At 64.5% G+C, this 14,554-nt stretch carries 12 protein-coding genes; 3 read left to right on the top strand and 9 right to left on the bottom strand.

Annotation, left to right across the window (positions count from 1 at the left end):
• Nucleotides 1-2: 2 nt before the first annotated feature.
• From FRC98_RS08130 to FRC98_RS08095, 9 genes are all read right to left on the bottom strand, one after another.
• On the bottom strand, nt 3-1,769 hold the full coding sequence (locus tag FRC98_RS08130; RefSeq protein ID WP_146980803.1) for a HEAT repeat domain-containing protein: 1,767 nt from the start codon (nt 1,767-1,769) through the stop codon (nt 3-5).
• Nucleotides 1,770-1,818: 49 nt separating this feature from the next.
• Nucleotides 1,819-2,361 (bottom strand): hypoxanthine phosphoribosyltransferase, encoded by a 543-nt coding sequence (hpt, locus tag FRC98_RS08125; RefSeq protein WP_146980802.1) that lies wholly within the window; start codon nt 2,359-2,361, stop codon nt 1,819-1,821.
• Entirely contained in the window at nt 2,358-2,984 is a 627-nt protein-coding gene (locus FRC98_RS08120) for a thymidine kinase (protein ID WP_146980801.1), read from the bottom strand. The genes hpt and FRC98_RS08120 overlap by 4 nt, the downstream gene beginning before the upstream one ends.
• 93 nt (nt 2,985-3,077) lie before the next feature.
• The gene (locus FRC98_RS08115; RefSeq protein WP_146980800.1) at nt 3,078-3,695 is read right to left on the bottom strand and encodes a hypothetical protein; all 618 of its coding nucleotides are present in this window, start codon (nt 3,693-3,695) and stop codon (nt 3,078-3,080) included.
• A gap of 2 nt (nt 3,696-3,697) precedes the next feature.
• Nucleotides 3,698-3,862 carry a hypothetical protein gene (locus FRC98_RS21410; protein ID WP_230467418.1) on the bottom strand — a complete coding sequence of 55 codons (165 nt, stop codon included), beginning with the start codon at nt 3,860-3,862 and terminating at the stop codon, nt 3,698-3,700.
• On the bottom strand, nt 3,855-4,664 hold the full coding sequence (dapF, locus tag FRC98_RS08110; protein ID WP_146980799.1) for a diaminopimelate epimerase: 810 nt from the start codon (nt 4,662-4,664) through the stop codon (nt 3,855-3,857). The genes FRC98_RS21410 and dapF overlap by 8 nt, the downstream gene beginning before the upstream one ends.
• Before the next feature lie 2 nt (nt 4,665-4,666).
• On the bottom strand, nt 4,667-5,074 hold the full coding sequence (locus tag FRC98_RS08105; RefSeq protein WP_146980798.1) for a PilZ domain-containing protein: 408 nt from the start codon (nt 5,072-5,074) through the stop codon (nt 4,667-4,669).
• Nucleotides 5,075-5,168: 94 nt separating this feature from the next.
• Nucleotides 5,169-7,046: an AMP-dependent synthetase/ligase gene (locus FRC98_RS08100; RefSeq protein ID WP_146980797.1), complete on the bottom strand. Its 1,878-nt coding sequence runs from the start codon at nt 7,044-7,046 to the stop codon at nt 5,169-5,171.
• A 103-nt stretch (nt 7,047-7,149) separates the two neighbouring features.
• Nucleotides 7,150-8,226, bottom strand: a complete 1,077-nt coding sequence (locus tag FRC98_RS08095) for a hypothetical protein (protein ID WP_146980796.1) — start codon at nt 8,224-8,226, stop codon at nt 7,150-7,152.
• A 571-nt stretch (nt 8,227-8,797) separates the two neighbouring features.
• Between FRC98_RS08095 and FRC98_RS08090 the strand changes: the two genes are divergently transcribed.
• The 3 genes from FRC98_RS08090 to FRC98_RS08080 are packed head-to-tail and all read left to right on the top strand — an operon-like array spanning nt 8,798 to nt 14,489.
• Nucleotides 8,798-12,601 (top strand): CARDB domain-containing protein, encoded by a 3,804-nt coding sequence (locus tag FRC98_RS08090; RefSeq protein WP_146980795.1) that lies wholly within the window; start codon nt 8,798-8,800, stop codon nt 12,599-12,601.
• Nucleotides 12,602-12,657: 56 nt separating this feature from the next.
• Nucleotides 12,658-13,590 carry a metallophosphoesterase family protein gene (locus FRC98_RS08085; RefSeq protein WP_146980794.1) on the top strand — a complete coding sequence of 311 codons (933 nt, stop codon included), beginning with the start codon at nt 12,658-12,660 and terminating at the stop codon, nt 13,588-13,590.
• On the top strand, nt 13,587-14,489 hold the full coding sequence (locus tag FRC98_RS08080; RefSeq protein ID WP_146980793.1) for a hypothetical protein: 903 nt from the start codon (nt 13,587-13,589) through the stop codon (nt 14,487-14,489). Before FRC98_RS08085 ends, FRC98_RS08080 begins: the two co-directional genes overlap by 4 nt.
• Nucleotides 14,490-14,554: the final 65 nt, after the last annotated feature.

The following is a 14,554-nucleotide window of genomic DNA, read 5'->3' as shown; positions in this document are numbered from 1 at the left end:
CCTTATTCGGCAGCCTGAGCGCCGCCCTGCGAGGAGCGCAAAGCGTAGGCGTGCAGGAGCTTCAGGCGATTGCGATCGCGGCGGGCGGCGTCGTTGCTACGCCCCTTCTCTTCTTCGAGAAGTTCGCCCACGGCCTGCGCGAGCTCCGGCGTGGCGACCCGGTAGCCGGCGAAGGTGAGAAGCTCGCGCGTCTCAAGGTTCTGCGTCTTAATCGCCTCGGCGACCACAGGCGAGGCGACCTCGGCGGGAAGTCGGCTCAGCTCGTAGGCCGCCTTGGAGCGCACGACCTCGTTTTCGTCTTCGATCTTCTTGCCGTAGCAGGCAGCCTGGGCCGCCGCGTCACCGGCACCGCCACATTCGGCGGCCACATCGAAGGCCGGAAGGAAGCTCTTGTACTTCTCTTTGAGCCCGCCCTCATCGGTCGCATCAATCAGACCCTGGTAGGTCTCACGCTGGTCGGCTTCCGCGAGCATCGCGTAGGACTGGGCCACCATCCAGTTGAACTGGTAGCGCTCCTCTTCTTTGCCCGGCTGACCGTTCTGCGCGAGCATCACAAAGCGCTTCTCCAGATCCACAATGACGCCGTCTTTCGCCATCTTCATCAGCGTGGGGAGCGCGGCGCGGTCGCCAAGGCGGGCCAGCGCGGTAGCGGCGTCCTGGCGAAGCTGAAGCTCGATGAGGCCGTCGGTGATCTCGTCCCACTCATCGTTGGTGTATTCATCGCTGACGATCTCCTCAAGCAGCTCCCGGGCCTGCGGATCGCCCAGGTCACCGAGCGCAAGGATCATCTCGTCGGTGGCGTTGCCCTCTTTCAGACGCCAGCTCACCGCCTGGCGGCCCGAGAGCTCTTCGGGCGCGCCCTTCTCACTCTTGAGGTCGGCCATAAAGAGTTCCACGGCCTGCGGCGCGCGCATCGACCCGAGACGAATCGCGCTCACCAGCTTGGCCTGGTTGGGCGGGAACGCATAATCGGGCCCCTGATTGTATTTCATCAGCAGCTGATTGACGGCCTGATGCTCGCCATTAAAGGTTTTGACCAGATGCGGCACGATCGTCGGGCCAATCTGCTGGGCGGCAAGGCCACACTCGCGGTTGGTGTTCTGGTTGGTGTTGTTGCTCAGGAACATCCCGAGCACCACCATGTCGCGCGCCTCTTCGGTGATGGCGCCGGCGTTCTCCTGGCCAATATTGCCGAGAATCTCACAGGCGTAAGCGTGCAGCGCGATCGGGAAGTTGTCGGCGTCGAGCTTGAGCAGCTCCACCATCGGCTCGACCATCTGCGGGTCGGACATGCGCGCCATCCCGCGCAGGATGCCCTGCTTACGCTCGTTGTTGTCGGTGCCCTGCAGCGCCGCGACCATTTTGGGGATAGCCGCGCGGTGGTCGAGAATGCCCAGCGCCTCGGCGGCCGCACCGGCGTAGCCGGCCTCATCGGTCTCCATCTCTTTGATGTAGGCGTCGACCGCCTCAGGCACCCGCCACTGCACCAGGTAGCTCATCGCGTCTTTGGCGTCGCGCTCGCCGGCCATATAGATCTCGACCAGCGCCGGGGCGACCTCGCTGTAGCGCTCTTCCGGGAACTTACGGAGGTTCTCAAGCGCGATCGACTTCTCGGCGCCTTCACCTTCCTTGAGCATCTTCGCGACGTAATCGGGGTTCTCCCAGTCCGGCGCCTCACAGCCTGCAAGCGCGCCCAGCGAGATCGTCGCCGCGCCTACCATCGCAAGTAGCGTTCCGGTCTTTGAGTTCCCAAAAGCTCGTTTCGACATAGCGTCTCTCCTCAGAGCGCGCCCTCACGCACGGGGTGAGGGGGCTTGTTTAATCCTGCGAATCGAAATCAACGACCCCAATGTAGGGGATGTTGCGCGAAAATTCAGCATCGTCGAGACCGTAGCCGATCACGAACTCATCGCCGATGGTAAAGCCCACGTAATCCAGGGGCACATCTTCGCGCGTGTTGGAGGGTTTCGACAAGAGCGTGCACACCTTGAGATCGGAAGGCATGCGCGTGCGCAGGTTCTCGACCAGGTACTTCATGGTCAGACCGGTATCGATGATGTCTTCAACGATGATGACGTTGCGCTCCTTAATGGGCAACGCCAGGTCGGAGGTCATGCGCACCACACCGCTGGTCTCCTGGCTTGTGCCGTAGCTGGAGAGCCCCAGAAAATCGATCGACACATCCACCGTCAGGTGCTTGACCAGATCGGAGAGGAACATAAACGAGCCCTTGAGCACGCCGATGACGTGCACCGAGTCGCCGGCGAAGTCCTCGTTGATCTGCGCGGCGAGCTCGCGGCAGCGCTTCTGGATCTCCTCCTCGGAGATAAGGACTTTGAGTTTGCGCTTGGGAGCTTTCATCGACGACCTCGGGGTTCCATACGTTGGGATTCTGCGGGTTGAGACGCCGCGGCGCTCTGCGAGGGGTAGCCCTCGGTGAAGCAGCGCCGGCAGCGGGCTTCGTACTGTTGTGCGGTCCCCACCAGGACCTGCTGGGGATCTTCGGAGAGTCGGTAGCTGCGGTGCGCGGGGTTGCCGCAGCGCATGCAGATCGACATCAGTTTGGTGATGTATTCGGCCACCGAGAGCAGCCCGGGCATCGGCCCGAAGGGCTGCCCGCGGTAGTCCTGATCGAGGCCGGCCACCACCACGCGGCGGCCGCCGTCGGCGAGCTCTTCGCAGAAGTCGATGACGCGCTCATCAAAGAACTGCACCTCATCGATGCCCACGACATCGACCTGAGGGTCAAGCGCCTGACGCAGCTCATCGAGGTTTTTGACGGCCACACTGGGCAGGGAGATCTGGCTGTGGCTGACGATCGCGCTCTCATCGTAGCGGTCGTCGATAGCCGGCTTGAAGATCTGCACACTCTGGCGGGCGTAGCTCGCACGCTTGAGGCGTCGGATCAGCTCTTCGGTCTTACCGGAGAACATCGGTCCGCAGATGACTTCAATCCAACCGACGTCGCGGGGCTGAAGAATCATAGGGGGGTCGCTGGGCTGGGAGTCGCCGGAGGGGGGTCGGGGGGCACGTTTACCTCCCCTGTGTATCGACCTTAAAGCGGGCGCGCAAGGCTCCTAGAGCCCGAGCTCCCGCATGATGAAGGCGCCGATCTCCAGCGCCAGACCGACCTCGCCGGCGATCGAAAGCTGACGGGCGCCCTGGACCGGATCGACGCGACCGTGGGCCACGTCCTGAAGCAGCGGCCAGCTGACCGAGGCCCGCACCACGCGCGCATCTTCGGGGGCTTCATAGTCGTTAAGGACGATCGAAAAGCTCAGCGGGCGGCCGTCGGGAAGATCGGTCACCTCGACCTGGAAGACGCCGTCGAAGCGCTCGAAATGCTCGATCATCTCCGGGGTCAGGTGCACCTTGCCGCGGTAGCGGGCGACCTGCGCGTCGGCCGGGATCACGAGCTCCTGGATCCAGGGGAGCGCACGCTGCCAGTCGCTGAGTTTTCCTCGCGCGCTGGCCACGGGGAAGTCGATGGCTTCCTCGTCGATGACCTCCAGCCCGTCCCGGTCAAAGGTGAGGGTGTAGCGCTGGTCCACGTCCTCAAAGAGCACGCTGAGGATGATCGTCGCGCTGGAGAACTCCCGAAACTCCTGCTGGCGCGTCTGCTGCATCGCCGGCAGACGTTTGAGAAAGAGCTCGTCGGTGGAGAGCCCCGGCTCGAAGACCTCGGACCACTTCATGCTCACTCCTTGTCGCGATCGGAGTGTTTGCCCAGACGCACCGTCGACCAGAGCAGCGCCGAGGCGACGACCATCGCCGCGCCGTTGGAGGCGACGACGACCGTCTCCTGACAGCCGGTCAAAAACACTGTGGCGATAGCCGCGGAGGCCAACATGAGGTTACGCATCTTCGTTGCTCCTGATGTTCGGGTACATCCCTGTAAAGACTTCCTGAGCCGGACCCTGCATCCAGATCTGGCCGTTGCGCTGCGCGATGGTGAGCCTCCCGCCGGGGAGCGCGACGACCACCGGTGCGTCGGGACTGGCCAGATCCAGGTTCCAGATCGCGGCGGCGACGGCGCAGGCCCCGGTGCCGCAGGCCCGGGTGCGTCCGACGCCCCGCTCATACACGCTTGTGTGCCATTCGTCACCCCGCGCCTCGACGAACTCCAGGTTGACGCCCTGGGCGAAGTCGGGGTGGGCGGCGTTTGCGAGCGTCCCTGCGCGATCGACGATCTCATCGCCGGGAAACTCCAGGATCACCGCGTGGGGGTTGCCCATATCGACCGGAACGTAGTCAAAGGTTCGGCCTTGCACCTTGAAGGAGCCCGCCGCGCCGATGCGCGCAGGCCCCATCGCTACGTTGACCTGCCAGAGTCCCGGAGCGTTGCCCGGGATGATTTCGCAGGGGCGCGGCCCGGCGTCACTCTCCACAAGGATCGCGTCGCTCATGTTCCAGCGGCTATGGGCGTAGCCCGCCGCACAACGCACGCCATTGCCGCACATCTGCGGGCGGCTGCCGTCCTGGTTGAAGACGACCATGCGCAGATGATCTTCGCCCAGACGCTCCAGGGCCAACACGCCGTCGGCGCCGACGCCCAGGTGGCGATCGCAGATCGCGCGCACCTTAGCCGCCGTCCACGCCTCGGCGTTTTGCTCAACGACGATGAAGTCGTTTCCCAGACCATGAAACTTGGCGAAGTCGATCATGCTCAGACTCGCACGCCGCACATCGAGGCCAGCCCGAAGAGGCGCTGGCGCACCCGCGGAGCCACGTCGACAAACTCATAGGCCATGCCGGGCACAAAGTCGGTCGGGAGGCGATCGCCAAACTCCGCGCCGGTCTCCGCACGCACCACCCGGGCACGCACCGCGTAGGTCGACTCACCACCGGGGCCCTCAAAGATCAAGGTGTGCACCTGACCGGGCTCAAAGAGAAAATTCGATCGCACAAACATCCCGGTCGGGCAGAAGTCCAGGCTCTCCAGGGGAATCTCCCAGCCGTCGGCGTCCTGCACAAAGACCCGGGTCTGCAGCTCGCAGCGAGGGTGGCGACGCACGCCGGCAAACGAGGGACGGAAGCTGGGCTGACGTCGGATGGTGCCGCTGATGCGATTCATCGAATCCTCCATAATTCGAACGCGTTGACTTCGGTGCGCCTTCATGGCCACCGGCGAACTAACGTGGTCCACGGTAGGACACGGTGGAGCGCCGTCAATTTTTTCCTGCCGCAGCCTCCGCGCCCACGCGGCGGTCGGCGTAGAGCGAGTCGACAAGCGCCTGATAGCGCTCCAGCACCACCGGGCGACGCACCTCCCCGGACGCGGTCAGCGTCTGGTCGGCCACCGAGAGAAACTCCGGGATCACCGCGATCCGGCGAATGCGCTCGGCCACAGCATGCCGGCGATTCACCTCATCGAGATGCCCCATCAACGCCTGATGCACCGTAGGATGGGTGGTCAGCTCACGCACCGAGGCCCGGTAGTCGAGCCCCTGGGCCTGCACAAACTCCAGAAGCCGATCCGGGTTCAACGCCACCAGCGCCGACACAAAAGGAAGTCCCTCGCCGACGAGCACGGCGTGGGCAATCAGCTCAAACTCCTCCAGCGCGCTCTCCAGCGGCCCCGGGGCAATCTGGCGCCCGGTGGAGGTCATCACCACCTCCCGTTTGCGATCGACGATAAAGAGAAAGCCCTCGCGATCAAACCGCCCGATGTCGCCTGTGTGCAGCCAGCCGCGCGCGTCGACCTGGCCGGCGCCCTCCCCTTGTGTGAGCCCGTGCGCGACGGTGTCGCCTCGCACGAGAACTTCGCCGTCTTCTGCCAGCGTGACATCGACGCCCGGCAGCGCGCGGCCCACACTGCCAATGCGCACATCTTCGGGGAGGTTAAAGGCCACCGCGCCGCACGCCTCGGTGAGACCGTAGCCCTCCAGCAACTGCACCCCGGTGGAGAAGAAAAACTCGGTGATCTCGGGGCGAAGCGGCGCGCCGCCGCTGATCAAAAACCGCATGCGTCCGCCCAGCCGCTCCCGAACGTCCTCAAGTAATACTTTAGAGAAAAAGGCGTGCTCCCAGCGCAAGAGGCGCGAGGCGGGCTGACCTCCCAGCATGCGCCGACGCACCGTCTTACCGACCTCCAACGCCAGGGGCATCAGCTGCGCGCGCAGCCCGCGCTCCTCAACCCGGGAGACGATCTCGGCCTGAAGGCGCTCATAGACCCAGGGCACGCTCGCGAGCAACGTCGGCCGGACCTCCTCAAGATCATCGAGTAGATGACGCGCGCCTCGGCCAAACGCCACGGTCATGCCTGAGCCCATCCCGGCCAGGTAGAGCACCCGAGCGAAGACGTGCGCCAGGGGCAAAAAGAGCAGCTGCACATCATCGAAGCTAAAGAGGCGCAGCGCCGACATCGCCTCGACCTGGGCCACGAGGTTGTGGTGGGTCAGTGATATCGCACGCGGCTCAGCGCTGGTGCCCGCGGTAAACACCACCGCGGCGTTCATCTCCGGGGTGATCTGCCGCCGCCTCGACGCCACATAGCGCGAGTCTTCGGCGAGCTTGCGTCGCCCCTGCTGCCCGAGCTCATCGATCGAGAGCCGGGCGATGTGTTCGGGAAGTTGAAACGCATCCACCCGCATCAACTCGCGCGCCCTTCCCCCGCGCGTCTTCACCATCACATCGGCGTCGACGTAAATCACCGCGCGCACCGAGGCCAGGGCCTCGGGGATTGCCACAAGGCGGGCCATCTGCACGGGATCTTCGACGATCACCACGCCGGGTTTGCAATGGCTGAGCGCGGCGGCGATCCCGGCCTCACCGGCCGCGGGGTGCAACGCGACGGTGGCAGCGCCGGCCATCGCGATCCCCATATCGGCCTCCACCCAGGCCGGACGGGTCGAGGCGATCAACGCCACGTGGTCGCCCGCCTCAATGCCCAGCGCCATCAGCCCGGCAGCGATGCGCTCGGAGCGCTCCCACCAGTCGCGCCAGGTGCGTGCGGTCCACGCCTGATCTTCATAAAAGCGCATCGCGACGCGCACGCTTGAGCGTTGGACCTGCTCTTCAAACAACTCGACCAGGGTGTTGACCATCGACGCCGCTCCCTAAAACTCCAAAACCAACCAGCCTGAGACGAAAAAACCCACACCGGACAAGCCGATGTGGGTGGGGACCTTAGCGCTCAGAACAGCTTTCTCACAAGCTGAGCAAAGGCGGCTCGGGCTGCGAGGCCAGCTCATCAAGAGAAGAGCTCAGCGGGTTAATGCGTTGCTTGAGCTTCTCGGTGCGCTCCTGAATCTCTTTGACGCGACGCTCATAGCGCTGCAGCGCGTTGTCGCCCGCCGTCTTAAGGATCTCGGCGCGCTCCAGGGGCACCAGCGCCTGCATTTCGACCTTCTGGGTGCGCTCGGAGTTCAACATGCTCGCTTCAAGCATGCCTTCATCATCGCGCTCAAGGTCTTTGAGGGTGACCAAACGGCCGGGACGCGGACGGTACGCCTCGTTGCCCCCCTGGGTGAAGAGGTGGCGGTAGTCAAAGACCACCGCGATAAGATCTTCGTCGAGCACCTCATTCTCGGAGAGCAGGCGCTCGATCTCCGCTTTATCCACCACCGTGGTCAGGCGCTTATGCTCGGCGAGCAGCTCAGCGAGCACGGCCGACTCCGCCATGTAGGCAGTCAGGGGGTGAATGACGTCTCGACCCAGCAGAAGACGGTTGCTGGAGAGGACGTCTCCGCTGACCACAAACTGCTTGGCCGCCAGAGACTCGGCCGCCTCGAAATCAACTTCGGAGGGAGAGAGCTTGGCGATGGTCTCGGCCATCTCGCCAAAGGTGGCCAGCGCCGGATCGATCGACTCCTGAAGAGCGCGCGCATCTTCGATGCGAGCGATCTCAATCTGGCGGCTGCTCTGGCCCTGAGCGGCAAAGTAACCAAAGAAGGTACCCACAAGCGCCAGCACGACCATGACCACGATCGCGTTCTTGGAGAAGATCCCCCCGCCGTCGAGCGACGAGGCGGCGGCTTCGATCTCCGCCATCTCTTCAGCGCTCATGGGCACAGGTTTGGGGCGCGGCTCAGGCTTGGCCTTGGGAGGCGGAACCATCGCGGTGGGAGGCGGGCCGGCTGCCGCCGCCGGCGGACCGGCAGGCCGCACCGGAGCAGGCGCGGGTTGCGCGGCCGGCTGAGCCGGTTGCGTCTGCGCAGGCTGGACCGGTTGCGCGCCCGACGCAGCCGGGTTGGGGCGCGTCACGGGACGAGAGGGCGTGGCCACCGCAGCATCACTGCTCGAAGGCTGCGCCGGTGACGCAGCCCCGGGACGCGGGATCGTGGAACGGGCGCCCGAGCTGCTCGCGCTATCTGCGCCGGCAGGCTTCGCGGCCCCGGGTTTAGCAGCGGGCTTCAACCCCAGCCGCGCCTTCAAATCCGAAAGATCTGGCTTGTTATTATTCGTCGACAAGAGCCTTCCTCCTGCTTCTCTTTCAGAATGGTCACCCGAGTCGATATCGCGGAATGTTCCGCTTACGGGTAGGGAGTGTCGCGGGGGGGGGATGAAACGTCGATGTAAGCTAGACCAGCGCTCAAAACTTCGTCAAGGCGCTTCGCCCCGAGCCCGTTGGCGTTTACACGTCTTTAAAGGTTGCGTTTTGCACCCTCTTCACAGGCGATGCTCCGGGCACCTTACCTTGAAATGCGCCGGAGCATTACGCAGGATGACGCTCCTTTTGAAGCGCGAGTGCGCCCTACCCTCATGGAGTGGTAAGGTCCGGATACTCGGACCAATCGCCTCACCAGGCGCGTTTCGCCCGAACGTAGCTAAAGCCTCTTCTTCCCCGATGTAACTTATGGTCATGCGATCCTCTGCTCTCTCTCTCGTCTCCGCACCGATGGTGGTGCTGCTCACCGTGCTGATGTTCTTTGCCGGAGCGGCCTGCGGCGACGATCCGGATACCAGCAGCGGCGCCGGCACGTTGACGATCGACGCGCTTCGCCCTGCGGCCGGTTATCCTGACGTGGAGGTGCGCCTGGAGTTCTCGGTCGCGCCGGCGGAGGGACGCAGCGCGGACGGCTTTAGCTGGCGGGTGAACTTCGGCGACGGCGCCACGCTCAGCGGCTCTGGCGTCGAGGGCTCCGCAAGCCACCGCTATGCGTCGGTCGGCGAGTATACGATTGAGGTCGAGGCGCTCTTTGAGGGCAGCCGCGCCGATCGCGAGACGATCACCTACCAGGTCTACGATCCGATCAATCTCGGCGTGGAATCGGTCAGCGCCCGCCCCACCAATGTGCGGACGGGAGAAGATGCGACGATCTCCTTTGATCTCATCAACCGCACCGCCTCACCGGTGCTCACCGACATTCCGGTTCGCGCTTACCTCTCCGCCGACGCGCAGGTCTCCAGCGAGGACCTCGCCAGCCTGACCGTCCTGGGCGAAACCCTCGTTGAGGCGACCACCGACGACGCCGAAGTGCTCGCCGGCGGAGCGACCCGAAACGTGGGATTCTCAGCGGCGGTGCCCGATGTGGCGTCCGGCTCCTATTTTGTCGCCGTGGTCATGGCCCCCGATGGCGAGCTGGCCGACACGGACCTCGACGACAACATCGCCGTAAGCCTGACCCCGCTTCGCATTGAGAACTTCGACGCAGGCCTTGCTGACATCAGCGTCTCGGAGCTTGTGGTCAGCCCCGACCGCGCCTTCCCCACACTCAATCGGCTGACCCGCGGCTTTGTGCTGGAGAACCGCGGCGGCGAAGACGTCTTCAACGTGGTACACCGCACCTACCTGCAGATCGGCAGCGCGGTGCGCGATGACTCGGCCATCCTCATCCACGAGAGCGCCCCGATAGGGCTTCCCGCGCAGGCGTCCCGCGTCATCGGCCCCGAGGTCTTTGTCCTGGATGAAGAAATTATCCCGGAGCCGGAGAGCGAACTTGATGTCTACATCTTCATCGAAGCCTTCTCCGAAGATGGCGACGTCGAGGAGAGCACCCTCGACAACAACGAGCTGGCCATCGAAGAGCCGATCATCGTCTCGGACCAGCTCGTTGACGGGCCCGACATCGCCGTGCGCGACTTTCTGGTCACCCCGCAGAGCACCTACCTGGGCGGCAACCTCGAAGTCGGCGCGACCATCGCCAACGAGGGCACCCTGGACGTCGGCAGCTTCTTCTGCGGCGTCTACCTGGGTCTTGAGGCGCGACCCAACGTCGATAACGACCTGCGCATCACCAACGTCAACGTCGCCGCGCTGGCCAGCGGCGCAACCCGCGAGGTCGAGCGGGCGGTGAACGTGCCGATGCTCGTGCGCCCCGGCGTCTACTACCCCTACATCGTCTGCGACCCGCTGGGCGCCATCGAGGAGCCCTTCCGCTCCAACAATACCGCCCTGCAGCTCGACGCGGTCAACATCACCGATGAGGCCGACATCGATCTTTTTGTGGCCTCACTCACCGTTCCTCAATCCGCCGTTCAGGGCGAACTCACCACGGTGCGCGCCGAGATCTGCGTCGACGGCTCCAACGCTTCGGGCCCCACCTCCGGCGCCCTCTTCCGCTCGGCGGGTAACTCGGTGGACTTCGGCGCCGAGCCCATTGAGACCTTCGAGATCCCCAACATCAACCCCGGCGAGTGCGTGGAGCTGGAGTTTGAGCTGGAGGCGCAATGTGCGGATTTTGTTGAGCGCCAGAGCTTCGGCATCGCCGTCGACACCGGGGAGCTGCTGCCTGAAGAGAACGTGGGCAACAACCGCCGCACCGGCACCAACGCGCTGATCGTCGAAGGGCCCTTTTGCACCTGCGTCGAAGACGCCAACAGCCCTAACCACCAGGTCTTTGACGCGGTCAACGTGGCCGCCGGCGCGCAGGACGCGGCCGTATGTTCGCCAAACATCTGCGACTTCTACGAGACCCAGGTGAGCGCCGGTCAGTCGCTGATCATCACGACGCGCTTTGACAGCGAGCGCGGCGCGCTGCAGACGACGCTCTTTGCGCCCAACGGCTCGGAGCAGCTGGCCAGCGCATCGAGCGATGACGAGCAGCAGGTGGCGGTCTTTCTGGCGCCGGAGAGCCGGGTGTACCCGTACTCGGTGTGCGGTCGGAGCGCCGGCGATCAGAACTACTACGAGCTGGACGTCCAGGTGCTTGATCTGGCCACCGACGTCGATGTGCTGCCGCGCGCACTCGAAATCCCCCCGCAGACCTCCTGGTCGGCAGGTGCGACCATCGACTTAGGCGCCGAGATCGTGAACATCGGCGATGAGGCCACCGGCGGCTTTGAGGCTCGCGTCATCCTGACCGCCACCCGCGAGCTCGGTGGCGCGGGCGACATCACCCTGGGCAACTTCCCCATCGATTCGATTGAGGCGGGCTCCAGCCGTCAGCTCACCCTTCCGGTGGAGCTGGGCGCGGGCGTCGCCGACGGCACCTACCACCTTGCGCTGGTGCTCGACCCGGCCGGCACACTCAACGAGACGCGGGTAAACAACAACGCCGCGTTTAGCACCTCCTTTGAGGTGTTCACGCGTTGTTTTGACCCCTTCTCGCCAAACACCTCCTTTGATGAAGCCGCGTCGCTCTCCGACGGCAGCTTCAGCAACCTTCTGGCCTGCGCCGGTCAGAGCGACTACTACGAGATCTGTGTGGCCGACGGTCAGCAGTTCGACGCCACCATCAACTTCCTCAACAGCCAGGGCGACCTCGACCTGCGTCTTTTCGCGGCCGACCGCAGCGTGATCGACACCAGCGCGCGCAGCGGCGTCGACCAGGAGCAGGTGAGCGTCGACTACGTCAACGGGGCGCAGTGTTACTACCTGCGCGTCTCCCTGGTCCCCGTCGACCCGGATGCTTCCACGACCTACACACTGGATCTGGACGTGCGCGAGGTCGACCCGGCGCTGCGCTGCGACGGCGACTTCGAGCCCAACGACGATCTCGACAACGCCACCAGCCTGCGGGCTGCGCTCGACGCTCCGGCGGCCCTCGATCGCTGCCCGGTGGGCGATGTCGACGTCTACCACGTCGAGCTCGCTGCCGGAGAGCCGGTGACCCTGCGCGCCAACCTGACTCCGGAGGCCCAGCCGGGGATCCTGCGCATGCAGATCTACCGCCCCAACCGCACCCCCGACGACCTCGATGAGAGCGCGCCCGGGCTGCCGCGTGCCGAGCTCGTCGACTATGTGCCACCGGTCTCCGGGCGCTATTTTGTCGAGGTCTCCGTCGGTGGCAGCGAACGTCGGGTCACATACACCCTGGAGGCCGAAAACCTCCCCGGAATCGATCTGAGCGCCACCGACCTCACGATCGGCCCGGGCTCCTATCAGGAGGGCGACGTGGTGCGCTACGGCTTTGACCTCACCAACGCCGGTGGCGACACCGCCAGCTCGCCCACCTACGAAGTCTTCCTCGGCGCGTCGGCGCTTCGCGATGAGGCGCAAGACATCTTCCTTGGTGAGTTCACGCTGAGCGACGTCGCACCGGGCCAGACCATGGAGGTCACCGGGCAGGTCGCCCTCCCGGGTGGATACACCCCCGGCACAGGTTACCTGCACGTGGTCGTTGACCCTCTGGATGAGTTCGGGGATGTTAACCGCGCCAACAACGTCGCCAGCCGCACCATTGAGCTCGTCGAAGCTCAAAACGGCGGCACCCCCTGACGCGCTCCGGCTCCGGTCGTTGAGCGCCCTAACCGCTCAACACCAGGAGCCGCGCCATGCGCATTGGCCACATCTCCGACCTTCACATCCTCGCCATCTCTGATGTTCGCCCCTGGGAGTACCTCAACAAGCGCCTGGTCGGCGGGCTCAACCTGCTCTTGAACCGCTCCAAAGCGCACTCCTCGGTGGTGGTGGAGCGGGCGCTGGAGGCGCTGGCCTCACTCGACGTCGATCACATCGTCATCAGCGGCGATCTCACCAACCTGGCGCTGGATTCGGAGTTCGCCGCTGCGGCCGAGATCATCCGCAGCATCGAGTCCGCCTCTACCCGCGTGAGCGTCGTTCCCGGAAACCACGACTACTACACCCCCGGGGCGGCAAAAGAAGGAAGATTCGAGCGTCACTTTAAGGATTACCTCAAAAGCGACCTCCCCGAATACCAGCTGGAGCGCGGCTACCCCTTCTGCCATCTGCGCGACGATGTGGCGATTGTGGGCCTTAACAGCGGCCTTGCTACCCCCTGGCTCTTTGCCACCGGCAAGGTCGCCGAGGATGAGCTGGAGCAGGCCGCCCGTTTGCTCGACGATGAAAGGCTCAAGTCACGCTTTAAGGTTGTAGTCGTTCACCACCCGCTGATGGCCGATGAGCATCACCGCTTCAACTTCAACCGTCGCCTGCTCAACGCCGACGAGGTGCTCACGACCTTGCGCCAGAAGAACGTCGACCTCGTCCTCCACGGCCACAATCACTACCTCTCGGTGCTGCAGGTTCCCAAGCTCGGCGAGCCAGGCACGACTTATGTATGCGAGGCGGGTAGCACGTCGATGGAAGGTGGCGACCCGGTGATGGCTGGAAAGTTCAATATCTACACGATCGAAGACGGCGCGCTGGCCGAGATTGAGACCCACCTTTTTGAAAGCCATGAGTCGGGCTTTCGCCCCTTCCGCTCCGAGGTCTTCCGCCAGCGTGTTGAGGAGCCGGCCGAGTGACGCACCCCGAGTTTTCACACGACGCACTGGCCCACGCCCTGGGGCTGGGCTTGCGCCGCGACGATGATACCTGGGTGGTGGAGCGTCGCGGCCTGAGCGTGCGGATTGATGAAAGCGCCCTGCCCGCTCCCGACACTGCGCGCGAGCGGTCTACCGCTGCCTGGGCGCTCTACGGCATCCGGCTTGGCCTGGATGTGGAGCATGCCCGTCGCGACGCCCCCGCCAAAAAGCCTCGCTTTCGTCGGACTGCCGTTCAGCGCTACCACGAAGCCCCGACCTTTTATGGCGAACATCTGCTGCACCTCGTCCCGCGGTGGACGCGGCGCTGGTTCGAGGTGGTGAGTCAGGAAGAGGCCCTCTGGCGCACCTCCCTGAACTCCGCCGGACACCTCAACGCGGTGATCGTGCATGAAACCGGACTGCGCATCGACCTGATGACCCGCGCCCGCCAGGAGGAGTCCGACACCGAGGAGGCCACGCGCTGGGAGAACGCCCGCACCGCGCTCTTCTACAACTCCTACAAAGTTCGGGGGGTGACCTCAAAAGAAGTCCCTGGAGTGCGTCTCCGCACCCTCTCGACCACCGAAGGTTTTGGCGCCTCGCGGGCTCTGGTGATGCCCGAGCTGGACTTCGACAGCGCCCAGGACGGCGGCTACGTCGCCGCGCCCACACGCGATCACCTCCTGATCGCTCGCCCCGAGCCTCCGGGCAGCGTTGAGCGCCAGAAAGCTAAAGCGTTGCTTTCAGAAAGGCTAAAGCGCCACTTCACAGATCACCCCTTTCCCCTGACCGACGCCTGCTGGAAACTTGAGCGCGACGCGGTGCTGCTGTGTGAAGGCGCCTGGTTCTGGCCGGGCCATCAGCTGCCAGACCCCGCCGAGCTGCTGCTCGCGACCTGATGATCCCGCTGAGGTCGTGAGGCCGGTCTGAAATCGTTGACCCGCTGCACAGGTGTTTATCGTTT

It is taken from the genome of Lujinxingia vulgaris (genome assembly GCF_007997015.1).
Lineage (GTDB): Bacteria > Myxococcota_A > Bradymonadia > Bradymonadales > Bradymonadaceae > Lujinxingia > Lujinxingia vulgaris.
Note: the sequence above shows the minus strand (reverse complement) of the source record. Positions and strands in the feature narration are given on the sequence as shown.